The sequence below is a fragment of the Pseudomonas sp. PB3P13 genome (assembly GCF_054897735.1).
Genome location: NZ_CM142702.1, coordinates 2,823,269 through 2,837,494, shown reverse-complemented (window position 1 = coordinate 2,837,494; position 14,226 = coordinate 2,823,269). Strand labels below are relative to the sequence as shown.

General features: G+C 59.1%; 11 protein-coding genes and 1 tRNA gene. 8 read left to right on the top strand and 4 right to left on the bottom strand.

Going from position 1 to position 14,226, the window contains the following annotated elements; genetic code table 11:
* Positions 1 to 11 precede the first annotated feature (11 nt).
* Positions 12 to 908: a DMT family transporter gene (locus ACYZT1_RS13160; protein WP_462015161.1), complete on the bottom strand. Its 897-nt coding sequence runs from the start codon at positions 906 to 908 to the stop codon at positions 12 to 14.
* A 135-nt stretch (positions 909 to 1,043) separates the two neighbouring features.
* On the opposite strand from ACYZT1_RS13160, the gene ACYZT1_RS13155 reads away from it, so the two are divergent.
* Positions 1,044 to 1,481 (top strand): Lrp/AsnC family transcriptional regulator, encoded by a 438-nt coding sequence (locus tag ACYZT1_RS13155; protein WP_462015160.1) that lies wholly within the window; start codon positions 1,044 to 1,046, stop codon positions 1,479 to 1,481.
* Between the two features lie 65 nt (positions 1,482 to 1,546).
* Here the strand turns inward: ACYZT1_RS13155 and ACYZT1_RS13150 are convergent, their stop codons facing one another.
* Complete coding sequence (locus ACYZT1_RS13150; RefSeq protein WP_150579456.1) at positions 1,547 to 2,218, bottom strand: Bax inhibitor-1/YccA family protein; 672 nt, start codon at positions 2,216 to 2,218, stop codon at positions 1,547 to 1,549.
* Between the two features lie 123 nt (positions 2,219 to 2,341).
* Between ACYZT1_RS13150 and ACYZT1_RS13145 the strand changes: the two genes are divergently transcribed.
* From ACYZT1_RS13145 to ACYZT1_RS13135, 3 genes are all read left to right on the top strand, one after another.
* Positions 2,342 to 2,429, top strand: a tRNA-Ser gene (locus ACYZT1_RS13145).
* 219 nt (positions 2,430 to 2,648) lie between these two features.
* Positions 2,649 to 4,973, top strand: coding sequence for a bifunctional diguanylate cyclase/phosphodiesterase (locus ACYZT1_RS13140; protein ID WP_462015159.1), 2,325 nt, complete (start codon positions 2,649 to 2,651; stop codon positions 4,971 to 4,973).
* Positions 4,964 to 5,839 (top strand): phosphate/phosphite/phosphonate ABC transporter substrate-binding protein, encoded by an 876-nt coding sequence (locus ACYZT1_RS13135; protein ID WP_462015158.1) that lies wholly within the window; start codon positions 4,964 to 4,966, stop codon positions 5,837 to 5,839. Before ACYZT1_RS13140 ends, ACYZT1_RS13135 begins: the two co-directional genes overlap by 10 nt.
* Positions 5,840 to 6,095: 256 nt before the next feature.
* On the opposite strand, the gene ACYZT1_RS13130 is transcribed toward ACYZT1_RS13135, so the two are convergent.
* A complete protein-coding gene (locus ACYZT1_RS13130) occupies positions 6,096 to 8,945 on the bottom strand; it encodes a PAS domain-containing hybrid sensor histidine kinase/response regulator (RefSeq protein WP_462019241.1) in 2,850 nt (949 codons plus the stop codon).
* A 462-nt stretch (positions 8,946 to 9,407) separates the two neighbouring features.
* Between ACYZT1_RS13130 and ACYZT1_RS13125 the strand changes: the two genes are divergently transcribed.
* Together ACYZT1_RS13125 and ACYZT1_RS13120 are read left to right on the top strand one after the other, a co-directional pair.
* On the top strand, positions 9,408 to 9,836 hold the full coding sequence (locus ACYZT1_RS13125; RefSeq protein ID WP_462015157.1) for a DUF2231 domain-containing protein: 429 nt from the start codon (positions 9,408 to 9,410) through the stop codon (positions 9,834 to 9,836).
* On the top strand, positions 9,833 to 11,125 hold the full coding sequence (locus ACYZT1_RS13120; protein WP_462015156.1) for a PQQ-dependent sugar dehydrogenase: 1,293 nt from the start codon (positions 9,833 to 9,835) through the stop codon (positions 11,123 to 11,125). Before ACYZT1_RS13125 ends, ACYZT1_RS13120 begins: the two co-directional genes overlap by 4 nt.
* A 103-nt stretch (positions 11,126 to 11,228) precedes the next feature.
* On the opposite strand, the gene ACYZT1_RS13115 is transcribed toward ACYZT1_RS13120, so the two are convergent.
* On the bottom strand, positions 11,229 to 12,002 hold the full coding sequence (locus ACYZT1_RS13115) for a PAS domain-containing protein (RefSeq protein WP_462015155.1): 774 nt from the start codon (positions 12,000 to 12,002) through the stop codon (positions 11,229 to 11,231).
* Between the two features lie 291 nt (positions 12,003 to 12,293).
* Between ACYZT1_RS13115 and ACYZT1_RS13110 the strand changes: the two genes are divergently transcribed.
* On the top strand, positions 12,294 to 13,220 hold the full coding sequence (locus tag ACYZT1_RS13110) for a 4-hydroxyproline epimerase (protein WP_462015154.1): 927 nt from the start codon (positions 12,294 to 12,296) through the stop codon (positions 13,218 to 13,220).
* 54 nt (positions 13,221 to 13,274) lie between these two features.
* Positions 13,275 to 14,216 (top strand): dihydrodipicolinate synthase family protein, encoded by a 942-nt coding sequence (locus ACYZT1_RS13105; protein WP_462015153.1) that lies wholly within the window; start codon positions 13,275 to 13,277, stop codon positions 14,214 to 14,216.
* Positions 14,217 to 14,226 lie beyond the last annotated feature (10 nt).

Here is a 14,226-nt window from a genome sequence, read left to right as displayed (position 1 = left end):
CATCCGGGCGATCATGACTGCGCGGCGACGCGGCGAAATTTCAGGCTCCAGCCTTGTTGCATGCCGGCAGCCGCCAACAAAATCGCGGCGACGCCTATCCATTGCAGCCATTCCAGACGATGGCCGAAGGCAAACCAATCGACGAAGATCGCTGCAATCGGGTAAATGAACGACAAGGCCCCGGTCAGCGCCGTCGGCAATTTTTGAATCGCGCCGTATAGCAGCACGTACATGACGCCGGTGTGAACAATGCCCAGCGTCACCAGACTGGCCCAGGCACCTGGCGCTTGCGGCAGCGCCGAAAAATGCGCAAATGGCGCGAGCAGGAGCACGCCGGTGCTGACCTGGACCAGCGCGATCAAATGCGGCGGCGTGCCAGTCAGGTGCTTGATGATCAACGCCGCAATCGCGTACAGAAACGCAGCCCCCAGCGCTAGCGCAATGCCCACCAGGTAATCGCTGCCGCTTTCGCCCTGCTGCCCATGGGCGCTGACAATCGCCAGCATGCCGAAGAACGAAACGCCCAGCCAGAACAGCTTCTGCAGAGTGATTTTTTCGTTGAGGAACAGCGCGGCCAGGCCGACCAGCATAAAGGGTTGAACGTTATACACCGCTGTGCCGATAGCGATCGAGGCGCGGGAATAAGAGGCGAACAACAGCACCCAGTTGCCCACAATCGCCATGCCGCTGAGCACCGCCAGCAAGAACGTAGTGCGGGTCAGGATGCCGGGGCGCAGAAAGCCGAACGCCGCGCAAATCAGCAGTAACGTGCCGGCGCCGAATACGCAACGCCAGAACACCACGTCCAGCACCGGTTGCCCGGATACCAACACAAACCAGCCGATGGTCCCGGAGATCAGCATGGCAGCTGTCATCTCGAATGATCCCCGACGAAGCGAATTGTCCATCACCTGACTCCTCTGATTGAGTGCAAATTATGCCAATGCCTCTGCGGCCGTCTCCAGCGCTTAAATCAGGCTAAACTCTAAATCTGCCTTTCTTATCAAGGCTTTTTTGAACAATTGCCTAATATGGACTTCGCCATGACCGACGACATTGATCAAGTGCTCATCACTGCATTGATGGAGGATTCGCGCCGTTCACTCAAAGCGCTGGCGAGTATCAGCGGCCTTTCTTCGCCGAGTGTGGCCGAGCGTCTGCGGCGCCTCGAGGAGCGCGGCGTGCTCAAGGGTTACACCGTCGAGATAGACCCGAAGTGCTTTGGCTATCAGCTCCAGGCCATCGTGCGCATTCGCCCGCTCCCAGGGCAGCTGCAGGAGGTCGAGCGGCAGATTCAGGCCATTCCCGAATTCACCGAATGCGACAAGGTCACTGGCGACGATTGTTTCATTGCGCGCTTGCACGTGCGCTCGATGGAACAGCTGGACGCCCTGCTCGACCGCCTCAACAGCCATGCCGAAACCAATACCGCCATCGTCAAGAAAACCCCGGTCAAACGTCGCCTGCCACCGATGGCCTGACAGCTGGGGCAAATCGCAGATAATAAAAAACCCGCCGAAGCGGGTTTTTCATTCATGGCCTGCGATCAATCGTCACGGCTCATGATGCCGAACAGCTGCAACAAGCTGACGAACAGGTTGTAGATCGATACATACAGGCTGATGGTCGCCATGATGTAGTTACGCTCGCCGCCATGAATGATGGCGCTGGTCTGGTACAGAATGCAGACCGAGGAGAACAGCACGAAACCTGCGCTGATCGCCAGTTGCAGACCGCTGATCTGGAAGAAGAAGCTCGCGACCACCGCACCCAGCAACACGAAGAAACCGGCGGTAATGAAACCACCGAGGAAACTCATGTCCTTGCGGGAGATCAGCACATACGCCGACAGACCACCGAATACCAGTGCGGTCATGGCGAAGGCCGAGCTGACAACTTCCGCGCCGCCCTGCATGCCCAGGTAACGGTTGAGGATCGGGCCGAGCAGGAATCCCATGAAACCGGTCAGGGCAAACGCCGACACCAGGCCCCAGGCGGAATCACGGAGTTTGTTGGTGAGGAAGAAAAGGCCGTAGAAACCGATCAGCACCACGAAAATATTCGGGTAGCCAACACGCATCTGCTGGGCGACATACGCCATCACGCCGCTGAATGCGAGGGTCAGGGCCAGTAAGCCATAAGTGTTGCGCAGGACGCGGCTAACCTCTAGCTGCCCAGCCTGCACGCTGTTGTTAACTGCGTAATCCTGTTCGCGCATGGCGACACTCCTGTTGGTTTGAAACGTTCAGTCGCAAAGATCATAACAGACGCTCTGTAACAAGCTACGTAGAGAGTTTGACAGTGTGTTTCATTCAGGTATTATGGCGCCCGCAACGCAAACGGAGGTGTGGCCGAGTGGTTTAAGGCAACGGTCTTGAAAACCGTCGACTGTAACAGGTCCATGAGTTCGAATCCCATCGCCTCCGCCATCTTTATACGAAAAAGCCCTGATTATTCAGGGCTTTTTCGTTTCCGAAGCTGGACATTAACTACCCGCCCATACCCGCCCATACCTTGGGAAAAATATCTGACATTCGACCAGCGGCCATAATTTCACGTCTTCGTTGCCGGAATTCTGTGCCTGATACAGTCACGGTACGGAAATGTGTTAGTGGTAAAGTGCCACTATCTGCTGTCGGAAGAATCCAGTGATTCGTCGATCCTTGTCCTCGCCCAGTTTCCTTCAATCTCTCCTGGTGCTGCTGTGCGCGGCGACGCTGTTGTTTCTGTGGGGATTGCATTTCCAGCAAAAGGCTTCGTCTCGTCAGGAAGCCTTGGCAGCAAAGGCTGCGGAACATCTGAACCTTGCCACGATAGCGGCGGAAAACCTGCGTCAGCTGGTCGACAGGGCGCAGGCCATCGGCAGGGTCACCCGCAGCGATATGCAAGAGCTTGGAATACGTCGTCAAGGCTGGGTGCGAATGCTGGCCGAGGATCCGGTTATCAAACGCATGAGTTTGTATGCAAACGACGGCCACCTGATCTCCGCCAGCCATTCGGACGAGCCTGCGCAACTACCTGTCGAGTGGGTCGCACAACTGCAGGCCCATGCTGCTCAATATGGTTTCAAAGCGCTTCTGCCCTCTTCACCGGCTCAACAGAGCAGCCTTCCTGGGCCCAGCTGGCGTTTACCGTTTCTGTTGCCGCTTATGGACTCCTCTACCGGCAGAATGGATGACATTCTGGTGATACAGCTGGACGTGGGATACCTGGCCGCTTTGTTTGAACACATCGACCTGGGTCAAAGCGGGATGATGCGTCTGATCGACAACGATGGGCGGGAGCGTCTGCGGATCAATAGCAGCGGCGTGGTGTTCTCTGGCGCACCTCTTGTTCCCGAGTTACCCATTGCCGGAGGCGCTTCCGGGACACTTCTTCAGCACTCCCCCGCTGGTCTGTATCAAAGCATGTATCTGCACGTTGCCCAACGAGGATTCAGCGTCATAGTGAGCCAGGTAAATGACGAGATACTCGCTTCGTCGGTGCTCACGTACCAACGTCAGTTCTGGCTGAATCTTTCCATGACCGTGCTGATTCTCGGCGCCCTGCTTTGGACGCTGCGTGTGCTGCGCAAACGTCAGGATGCTTTCACAGCGCTGGAACATGCCCAGCAGGTTAATCAAGAACTGATTGGCAGACTGGAGGAGCAGCACCGCCACAGCAGCCACGCTGCGGCGACCGATCATTTGAGTGGCCTGCACAACCGACGCCAGTTTCTAGAAGTTGCTACACAAGTGCTCTCTGCGCAACGCGGTAAGCGCCGACTCGTGGCCATTCTGTTCATCGACATGGATCGCTTCAAATCCATCAATGACTCGCTGGGACACAAGGTCGGCGATATGCTGCTGCAAGCAGTCGCCGGACGCATCAGCCGCGCGCTTGAACCCGGGGATGAAGCAGCGCGCTTCGGGGGGGACGAGTTTGTCGTCCTGTTGGCAGGCGAACGCACTGAAGAGCAGATCGATGCCTGGGTGCGAACTCTGGTTGAAAAGCTTTCGGCTGTTTATTCACTCAATGAACATGAGGTAACGACCAGCCCCAGCGTAGGCGTCAGTATCTGTCCCCGGGACGGTCAGGATGTAGAGGAGCTTATTCGCGGCGCCGATGCAGCAATGTATTCCGCCAAACGCGCCGGTCGGGGCCAGTATCGGTTCTTCGATTCATCCCTCAATGTGGCTGATGTTGAAGAATTCATGCTTGAGCAGGCTTTCGGCCAGGCATTGAGCCACCGTCAATTTGTTCTGCACTATCAACCGCAGATCCGCCTGGACGCGATGCGCGTTGATGGTTACGAAGCGCTGGTTCGCTGGCAGCATCCAGACTTCGGCCTCCTCTACCCGGATCGCTTCATTTCATTGGCGGAACGCACTGGCTTCATCGTGGCGCTCGGGTGGGAGGTGTTGCGTCTTGCCTGCGAAGACCTGGTGCAGTGGCATACGCAAGGACGGGAACTGAAGATCGCTGTCAACGTATCAGCGATTCAGCTGCACCAGGCCGACTTCAGCGAAAGACTGCTGCGCGAGTTAGCCGGCCGAGGAATAGAGCCAAATCATCTGGAACTGGAAATCACCGAAACGGCATTGCTGGATCCGCAGGGCCAGGCACTTGAGCATCTTCAGTGCCTGCGTGTGGCGGGGGTGCGTATCAGCCTTGACGATTTCGGCAGTGGGTACGCCGGATTCGCGCATTTGCAACTGTTGCCGCTTAACAAGCTCAAGATCGACCGCGCGTTGATCGCCCAACTGTCCAATAGCCCCGATGACAACCCGATTGTTTCGTCCACCATCATCCTGGCCAAGCGCCTTGGGCTTGAAGTTGTAGCTGAAGGGGTGGAAACCCGCGAGCAGGTCGTCTGCCTCAAGCTTGCGGGTTGCGACATTGTTCAAGGCTATCATTTCAGCCGACCGCTGACTGTCGCGCAGCTACACAAGTACCCGCCCTTCATGAACCTGGTAGACAACGCATGCGTGTGATGAAATTTATGGGGTCTCTCGTGACAGCCCTGGCGCTGGTCGACCTGGCTTATGGTCAGTGTACGCAGCAGAGTCTGCGGGTTGCGGTTATCCCGAAGAAAAGCATGGATGTCCTGTTACGCGAGCATCAGCCTCTGACCGAGCGACTCAGTGCAGCGACGGGAATGCCGGTGGAAATCGTTCCATCCTCGTCGTATGAAAGCGTAGTGGATGCAATCGTTTCTGGCGGGGTGGACGTAGCCTGGCTTGGGCCGGCCTCTTACATCATGGCCAATCAACGTGACTCCCGAATCGAGCCGTTCGCGAGCCTCACTATCGCTCAAGGCTATTTCACGCCAGCCGGTCAATATTATCAGGCACTGCTATTGGCACGCCCGGAGGTGGCCGAGCAGATCGACGCCCTTCGCGGGAAACGGGTCGCACTGACTGATCCAGCCAGCACATCGGGCAGCGTGGTGCCTAACGCCGAGTTCTCAAGCCAGGTTGGCATTCCATTGGCGCAGTTCTTCAGCACCGTGGTGTATTCGGGCTCGCACGACAAATCGCTGGACGCATTGCTGGATCGAAAGGTCGAGGCCGCTTTTGTTGCGAGTGTGCGAGTGGATGAATATCTCAAGAAAGGGCTGATAAACCGCGAGACCCTCAAAGTGCTGTGGCGCTCGGAACCCATCTACTATGATCCTTTTGTCTTCCGTGGCGCCCTCTGCGCCGGTCTCAAGAAGCAAATCCGCGACGCGATGCTGGTTGACACCAAAGGCTTGCAGGACTTTCTGGGTTCTCAGGAGGCATCGGGAATCGTGCCAGTGGGACATGCACAATATGCCCCCCTGCTTCAGAAAATACGGTCGATTTCCCCTCAGCGTTGATCATGCTGGAATCATGACTGGCTTTTGCGAAAGCAGGTTTTCGAAGCGCTGGCGGTATCTGATAGATACCTGGGCAAGGAATTGAGCCATGACTCAGGACGGACAAAACAGATGACAGACTTGATGCGTGGCCTCCAAGGCCCGAGAACAGCCCAGCAAGCGCTGTTTTATGACCTGGAAGATGCCGCCTCGATCATAGTGCGCTTCGGAAAGCCGGGCGCAGGTTCTGCGCAATGGGCTCCCCGGAATGCCACACTCACTCGCCCATCAACCTGCGCACCCGCGAAACCAGCGTATCAATCGCAAACGGTTTGGTGAGCACATGCATCCCCGGTTCAAGATGGCCCTGAGCTATGGCAGCAGTCTCGGCATAGCCGGTGATAAACAGGGTTTTGAGCCCCGGACGAACCTCGCGGGCAGCGTCCGCCATTTGCCGTCCGTTCATGCCACCCGGCAACCCCACATCAGAAATGAGCAAATCGATACGCACCTTTGAGCGCAGAACGCTGAGCCCTTCAGCACTGTCCGCCGCCTCGATGACGAAGTAGCCCAATTCGTCCAGCACCTCCACCAGCAGCATGCGCACCGTGTGCTCATCATCCACCACAAGAATTGTCTCGCCGACTGCTGCAGACGCCTGTGCAATATCGCTTTGGGCATGCTCCTGAACGCTTTCGCCACCCACGTAACGCGGCAGGTAGATACACATTGTGGTCCCGCTGCCCACCTTGGAAAAAATACGCGCCTGCCCGCCTGACTGTTTGGCGAAACCGTAAATCATCGAAAGGCCGAGACCGGTGCCTTGCCCGATCGGTTTGGTCGTGAAGAAAGGATCAAACGCTTTGGCAACGATCTCGGGCGTCATGCCTGTACCGGTGTCACTGACACACAGCGTCAGGTACTGGCCTGCCGGCAAATCCAGCGCCGGCGTCTCCTGCGCGCTCACCCATTGGTTGGCGGTGGTGATGGTGATCCGCCCACCATTGAGCATGGCATCGCGGGAGTTGATGCACAGATTGAGCAGTGCGTTCTCCAGCTGGCTGGGGTCCACTAATGCCGTCCAGAGGTCCTCGGCGCCGACCGTCTCCAGTGAAATACTGGGGCCGACGGTGCGCTGGATCAGCTCACTCATGCCCTCGACCAGGGTGTTGACGTTGGTCGGTCGCGGATCGAGCGTTTGCCGTCGGGAGAACGCCAGCAGTCGATGCGTCAACGCCGCCGCCCGTTTGGTCGCCCCCTGCGCCGTCAGCAAATACCGACCGACATCCGAAAAACGTCCCTGGGCGATCCGCGTACCCATCAGTTCCAGAGCACCGGAAATGCCGGCCAGCAGATTATTGAAGTCATGGGCCAGGCCACCTGTCAGTTGACCCACCGCTTCCATTTTTTGTGACTGACGCAGCTTCTCCTCGGCTTGCATCAACTCGGACGTACGCTCGGCGACGCGCTGTTCCAGGGTGTCGTTCAGCGAGCGCAACGCGGCGGTGGCCCGGTCGCGCTGCGCCTCGACCGAGCGACGCTCTTCAACGTCGATCACGACACCTGGAAAATTGGTCGGCGTGCCATCTTCCGCGTGATCAACCCGGCCGTTGGCTTCGATCCAGTAATACTTGCCGTCTGCGCGACGCACCCGATATTGGTGGGCATAGGCACCCCCGCGGGCAATTACCTCGTCGATGGCGGTGATCAGCCCGGGCCGGTCTTCGGGATGGACGGTGGCGATGACCTGTTCGAGGCTCAAACCTTCGTGACCCAGCGCAGGATCCGTGCCGAAGGCGCGCGCAAACGCTTCGTCCACGGTGAAACTGTCTTTGGTCAGATCCCAGTGCCACGTGCCGAAGATTGCACCCGCCGCGAGCGCAAGCTGCACTCGTTCGACGTTTGCCCGGGCAATCATCTCGCTCTGGCGCAGGCGTTCTTCGGCAGCACGTCTTCCCGTCACGTCACTGAATAAAATGGCGAGCTGGCGATCGGCGCGATCGCCCACGGGCACCGCGCGCACGTCAAACCAGCGACCGAACGCCTTGGCGTAACTTTCGAAGTTGGCCGGCACGCCGGTTTTTGCCACCCGGCCATAAGTTTCAAACCAGAAACGCTCCAGATCGGGCGCGAATTCAGTGACCCATTTGCCGCGTAGATTGACCCCTGCATGACGCTCGAAAGCAGGGTTGGCTTCCAGAAATCGGTAATCCACCGGTTGGTCGTCGGCATCGTATTTGACCTGAACGATGGCAAACGCCGCTTCGATTGTTTCCAGAATCGTACGAAAACGCTCCTCGCTCTGCCGAAGTGCAGCTTCTGTGCTGCGCACGCGGGTGAGGTCAAGCATCGCGCCGATCATGCGCAGCGCGCGCCCTTCCTTGTCGCGAATGACATGCCCGCGATCAAGTACTTCGGCGTACGAGCCATCGATTCGTTGGAAGCGATATTCCTCGGTCCAACCAGTACCGCTGCCATCTATGACTGCGTGGATGGACGCGTAGATACGCTGCCGGTCATCAGGGTGAATGTGCCCGATCCACCAGTCTCCGGTCATCTCGATATTGGCTAAAGGATACCCATAAGCCTGCTCCAATGCGTCGTTCCACTGCACACGGTTGGACGTCAGATCCCAATCCCAAATGGCATCGTTGGTGGCTTTGACGACTAACTGGTAACGCGCCTGGGCTTCTTCTATCGCCCGGCCGGCGAGGTGCTCATTGGTGCGATCGCGCAGAATCTTGACGAACCCGAGGTGAACGTCGTTATCACCCCACAGCGGCATCATTTCGCCGGAGGCCCAGAAGCGCTGACCGTCCTGACGCAGGTGCCAGCGTTCATCCGACGCCCGGCCCTCACGGAGTGCGGTGGCCATTTCCAGCTCGATCCGCCCGGCAGCGCGGTCATCCGGGGTGAAAAAACGTGCTGCGGTGTGACCACGCATTTGCTCTGCGGTCCAGCCCGTCACCTGAGTTGCGCCCGAGTTCCAGTCGGTGATTTTGCCGTCCGGGTCGCTCAGGATCATCGCAAAATCAATGGCGCTGTCGAAGATTGCCCGCTGCCGCGCTTCGCTGCTGGCCAGTGCCGAGCGACTCGCCTCCAGCTCCGCCTGGATTTGTTCTGACATGCGTTGGCCGGAGCTCGGCTTTTGCGCTTCAAGCCTGGACGCCTCAAGCGCCAAACGCAGGCTCGCGACCTCGGCTTCAAGCGCCTCTCGGGATAAATGTTTCAGGTTGTCTCCCAACTGATGCACCGTCACTTTTCCAGGCTGAGATGAAGTTACATTAATTACGCCGCAGGACCCCAGCGCTTGTGACAACGGTTTGCACAATGGATTCAAATACCCGCGCGGCCATCAGTTGGGCGCTCTCGTGGCACTGCAGTCCGCCCGGTGGGTGAGAATAGGGATAGACGTCTTCGCGGGCAAGCCGGATGGCCGCCCGCATGCTCGTACAAGGATTCTGGTCTGAAATCCGCGGGAACTATCGCGCTCGCGACACGATCATTCCTAAGCGCAACCTGCGCGCCACTGATGGACCCGATCAGCGCTGAGATTCAGCCCAGGGTCGCAGAACCATTAGGAGTCGACATGACCGTTACCGTTCACCCGACCTACCGAAGTACGCCAGGCCCGCTTCATGCCATCCTCCTCGCAGGTACTGTTCCGCTGTTTCTCGGCGGTCTGCTGAGCGACATTGCCTATTACAAGAGCTACCAGATTCAATGGAGCAATTTTGCCTCGTGGCTGATTGCCGGCGGTCTGGTGTTTTGTGGATTCGCGCTGTTGTTCGCGCTGGTGAATCTGGTCCGCGCAGAGCGCAAGTCCGGGCGACCGGTCATGTATTTTCTGCTGCTGTTGGTGACTTGGGTGCTGGGGCTGATCAACGCTTTCGAACACGCCAAGGACGCGTGGGCAGCCATGCCTTCGGGCCTGGTGCTGTCGGTGATCGTGACGCTTCTGGCCTTCGTCGCCGCATGGACAGGGCTGACCAATCTGCGTTCGGGAGATGAGCGATGAATTATCCAGGCGCACTGACTGCCTTGAGTATGGCGCTGTTGCTGAGCGCATGTGGTGCCGACGGTGACAAAACCCAGGCACGCGGGCCAGACCCGAAAATGCCGGAAGTGCAACGCACGTTACTGCCGAGCATGAAGATCGCCGAGCCCGTGGCATGGGGCGAGCAAAAACCCACGGTGCCGGAAGGCTACAGCGTCACGGCAATCGCCACCGACCTGAAAATTCCGCGGCAGACGCTGGTGCTGCCCAACGGTGACATCCTGGTAGCCGAAGGCCGAGGTGGCAGCGCCGCGAAGCTCAAGCCCAAGGATGTTATCGCCAGCTACATCAAGGCCAAGGGCAACACCCAGGTCAAGGGCGGCAATCGCCTGACCTTGCTACGCGATGCTGACGGCGACGGTACCTACGAGACCAAAACCGTTTTTGCGCAAAACCTCAACGCTCCCTATGGCCTGGCCTTCGCCAATGGCAACGTGTATGTAGCCAACCAGGATGCACTGGTGCGCTTCGCCTACACCGAAGGCCAGACGCAGGCCGGCGGCCCGCCGGTGAAAGTTACTGACCTGCCCGCCGAGATCAACCACCACTGGACCAAGGCGCTGGCAGTCAGCCCTGACGGTCGCTTCCTGTATGTCGGTATCGGCTCGAACAGCAATGTGACCGAACGCGGCATGGAGGTCGAAATCGACCGGGCCATGGTCTGGCAGATCGATGCCGAAACCGGCGCGCACAAGCCGTATGCCACCGGTCTGCGCAACCCGACCGCACTCACCATTCAGCCGGATTCCGGACAGTTATGGGCAGTGGTCAACGAACGCGACGAGCTGGGGCCTGATCTGGTGCCGGACTACCTGACCTCCGTGCGCGAAGGCAGCTTTTATGGCTGGCCTTACAGCTATTGGGGGCAAAACGTCGATCCACGTGCGCAACCGCAGAATCCGGAAAAGGTCGCCGCTGCAGTCAAACCCGATTACAGCCTCGGCTCGCACGTGGCGGCGCTTGGCGTCGATTTCTCGATACCGGAGATGGGCGAGAAATTCGCCGATGGCGTTTTCGTCGGCGAGCACGGGAGCTGGAACCGCCCTGACCCGGTTGGCTACAAAGTGATTTTCGTGCCGTTCAGCAACGGTCGTCCGGCTGGCGAGCCCGTTGATTTTGCAACGGGGTTCCGTGGCACGGACGGCAAAACCCGCGGCCGCCCGGTGGGTGTCACCGTCGACCCGCGCGGCGCATTGATCATCGCTGATGACCTTGCCAATACCGTGTGGCGGGTGACTCGCAACCGGTAATTGCGACGTTACATTTGCCCCCCGGTAAAACAACAAGGCCCTGAGCATTCAGGGCTTTGTCGGTTCTGGCCATCAGCAGAGCCATTGATTTGAATCCCCCTGCTCAACCCGAAGTGGCTAGCCGGTATTGGCGCGGCGTGAACCCGGTCAACGCCTTGAACTGACGCGTGAACGCGCTGTGGTCGGTATAGCCGCACTGAAGCGCGACCTCGGTAATCGGCAATTCGGTATGCAGCAGTCGATGAGCATGCTCGAGGCGCACTTTTTGAATCATCTGCCTCGGCGTCAGGTGGAATATTCGCTTGCAGTATCTTTCCAGTTGCGCCACCGAAATGCCGGCGATGCGCGTCAATTCGGCCAGTGCGATGCGCCGATGGAAATGCGTGCGAATGTGTTCATCGACGGCGGCCAGCCGCTGGTAAGCCGGGTGTGTGTCAGCGGCTGATTGCAAGTCGACCGAAATGCCCGTCAAGCCGATGATTGCACCTTCTCGATCAAGGATCGGCTGCTTGTACGTGAGGCACCAACCGGGCTCGCGGCTGCCGTATAAATGCAGTTCCAGTTGGTCTTCCAGCACCAGACCCTGCTCCAGCACGCGGCGATCCTGTTCGGTATAGCCTGGCCCCAACTGTGCCGGAAACACCTCGGCGCTGGTTTTGCCCAGCAACGGTTTCAAGTCTTTCAAGCCGCAGCGCTGCACCAGTGTGCGATTGGCCATGACATACCGGGCCTGGCTGTCCTTGATGAAAATCGTTGCGTTGGGGATGGCGTCCAGCATGGGTAATAGCAGTGCAACGCTAGACAGCAGGTGTTCGAGGGATGGCGGGCAGGATGAGTCAGTACCTTGGCAGAGGTTAGTGAGTGCGTTGGGTGTCATGGGTTTACTACCTTTTGGCCAAGATTTTCCGCGACTGACAGGGCGCTTTCGCGAGCAAGCTTTGCTTCCACCAAGCTCTGCTCCTACAAGTGCTGTCAGATTGCCGCACGGTTGCGCCGGTGTCGAGCGCCGGCCACCTGTGGCGAGGGGGCTCGCCCCCGTTGGGTGGCGCAGCGACCCCGGCACTCCGACTGTGCCGATTTCGTCATCGAAGCCTGCGTAAAACATCAATCTCGCTATCGCCAATCCGTTCATTGTCATGGCAGAGCCGCCACTGAATGGGACACGTCCATGAACAAACTCCACATCATCGATTCCCACACCGGCGGCGAACCCACGCGCCTGGTGATGTCAGGTTTCCCCGACCTGCCAGGCGCCTCCATGTCCGACAAGCGCGACGTCCTGCGCGATGAACATGATCAATGGCGGCGCGCCTGTCTGTTGGAACCGCGAGGCAACGATGTGCTGGTCGGCGCGCTGTATTGCGAGGCGGTCTCGGCCGACGCGACTTGCGGGGTGATCTTCTTCAACAATGCCGGTTACCTCGGCATGTGCGGACACGGCACCATCGGCCTGGTTGCCTCTTTGCATTACCTGGGACACATCGGCCCGGGTGTGCACACGATCGACACGCCCGTCGGCCCGGTCAGCGCCACCCTGCACGAAGATGGCGCAGTGACCCTGCGCAATGTGCCCGCCTACCGATACCGCAAACAGGTCCCGGTGGACGTGCCCGGCTACGGCCGCGTCCATGGCGATATCGCTTGGGGCGGCAACTGGTTTTTCCTGGTGGCCGAGCACGGCCAGACGCTGCAAATGGACAACGTCGACGCCCTCACCGCCTTCACCTGGTCAATGCTCAAAGCCCTGGAAGCTCAAGGCATTCATGGCGAAGACGGCGCGCTGATCGACCATGTCGAACTGTTCGCTGACGATACCGAGGCTGACAGCCGCAACTTCGTCATGTGCCCCGGCAAAGCCTATGACCGCTCCCCTTGCGGCACCGGCACCAGCGCCAAACTGGCCTGTCTGGCGGCCGATGACAAACTCGCCGAGGGGGCTGTCTGGGTGCAGGCGAGTATTACCGGCAGCCAGTTCCAGGGCCGCTTCGAATGGGAAGGCGAGCGTGTTCGCCCGTACATCACCGGCCGCGCGTTCATGACCGCCGACAGCACATTGCTGATCGACGAACAGGACCCGTTCGCCTGGGGCATTTGAGTCGCCCTGCCTCCCCTCATTCAGTCGAAATCAATGTTCCGAGGAGCTACAACGATGAGCGCTACTATTTTCACTGGCTGCATTCCTGCGTTGATGACCCCCTGCACCGCCGAGCGACAACCGGACTTCGATGCACTCGTGGCCAAAGGTCGCGAATTGGTGAATATCGGCATGAGCGCCGTGGTGTATTGCGGCTCGATGGGCGACTGGCCGCTGCTCAGTGAAGCCCAGCGCCAGGAGGGCGTGGCGCGCCTGGTGGCTGCAGGCGTGCCGACCATCGTCGGCACCGGCGCCGTCAACAGTCGCGAAGCGGTTTCTCACGCGGCGCATGCGGCAGCCGTCGGCGCGCACGGCTTGATGGTGATTCCTCGCGTACTGTCCCGGGGTGCCTGCGCCGCCGCGCAAAAAGCTCATTTCGCGGCCATTCTCGACGCGGCGCCGCAGCTGCCCGCCGTCATCTACAACAGCCCTTATTACGGCTTCGCCACCCGCGCCGAGTTGTTCTTCGAGCTGCGCCGCGAGCACCCAAACCTGATCGGATTCAAGGAATTTGGCGGCGCTGCCGACCTGCGCTACGCCGCCGAGAACATCACCGCCAAAGACGACAACGTGACGTTGATGGTCGGCGTCGATACTCAAGTGGTCCACGGTTTCGTCAATTGCAATGCCACCGGCGCCATCACCGGGATCGGCAATGCCCTGCCGCGCGAAGTGCTGCACCTGGTGGCCCTGAGCAGGCAGGCCGCCAACGGCGACGCCAAGGCCCGACGACTGGCCCGCGAACTGGAATCGGCGCTGGCCGTATTGTCGTCGTTCGATGAAGGCTGCGACCTGGTGCTGTTTTACAAGCACCTGATGGTGCTCAACGGCGATCAGGGTTACGCACTGCATTTCAACGAGACCGACGTACTCAGTGATTCGCAGCGCCGGTACGCCGAGAAGCAATACGCGTTGTTCCGCCAATGGTATGAGCACTGGTCAGCTGAGCTGGCCTGAACAAACAGCC

What these genes read in the sequence shown, in the direction of transcription:
- ACYZT1_RS13125 (WP_462015157.1), top strand. Translation starts at nt 9,408, where the DNA reads ATGACCGTTACCGTTCACCCGACCTACCGAAGTACGCCAGGCCCGCTT.
- ACYZT1_RS13115 (WP_462015155.1), bottom strand. Translation starts at nt 12,002, where the DNA reads ATGACACCCAACGCACTCACTAACCTCTGCCAAGGTACTGACTCATCC.
- ACYZT1_RS13110 (WP_462015154.1), top strand. Translation starts at nt 12,294, where the DNA reads ATGAACAAACTCCACATCATCGATTCCCACACCGGCGGCGAACCCACG.
- ACYZT1_RS13130 (WP_462019241.1), bottom strand. Translation starts at nt 8,945, where the DNA reads ATGTCAGAACAAATCCAGGCGGAGCTGGAGGCGAGTCGCTCGGCACTG.
- ACYZT1_RS13160 (WP_462015161.1), bottom strand. Translation starts at nt 908, where the DNA reads ATGGACAATTCGCTTCGTCGGGGATCATTCGAGATGACAGCTGCCATG.
- ACYZT1_RS13150 (WP_150579456.1), bottom strand. Translation starts at nt 2,218, where the DNA reads ATGCGCGAACAGGATTACGCAGTTAACAACAGCGTGCAGGCTGGGCAG.
- ACYZT1_RS13120 (WP_462015156.1), top strand. Translation starts at nt 9,833, where the DNA reads ATGAATTATCCAGGCGCACTGACTGCCTTGAGTATGGCGCTGTTGCTG.
- ACYZT1_RS13135 (WP_462015158.1), top strand. Translation starts at nt 4,964, where the DNA reads ATGCGTGTGATGAAATTTATGGGGTCTCTCGTGACAGCCCTGGCGCTG.
- ACYZT1_RS13155 (WP_462015160.1), top strand. Translation starts at nt 1,044, where the DNA reads ATGACCGACGACATTGATCAAGTGCTCATCACTGCATTGATGGAGGAT.
- ACYZT1_RS13105 (WP_462015153.1), top strand. Translation starts at nt 13,275, where the DNA reads ATGAGCGCTACTATTTTCACTGGCTGCATTCCTGCGTTGATGACCCCC.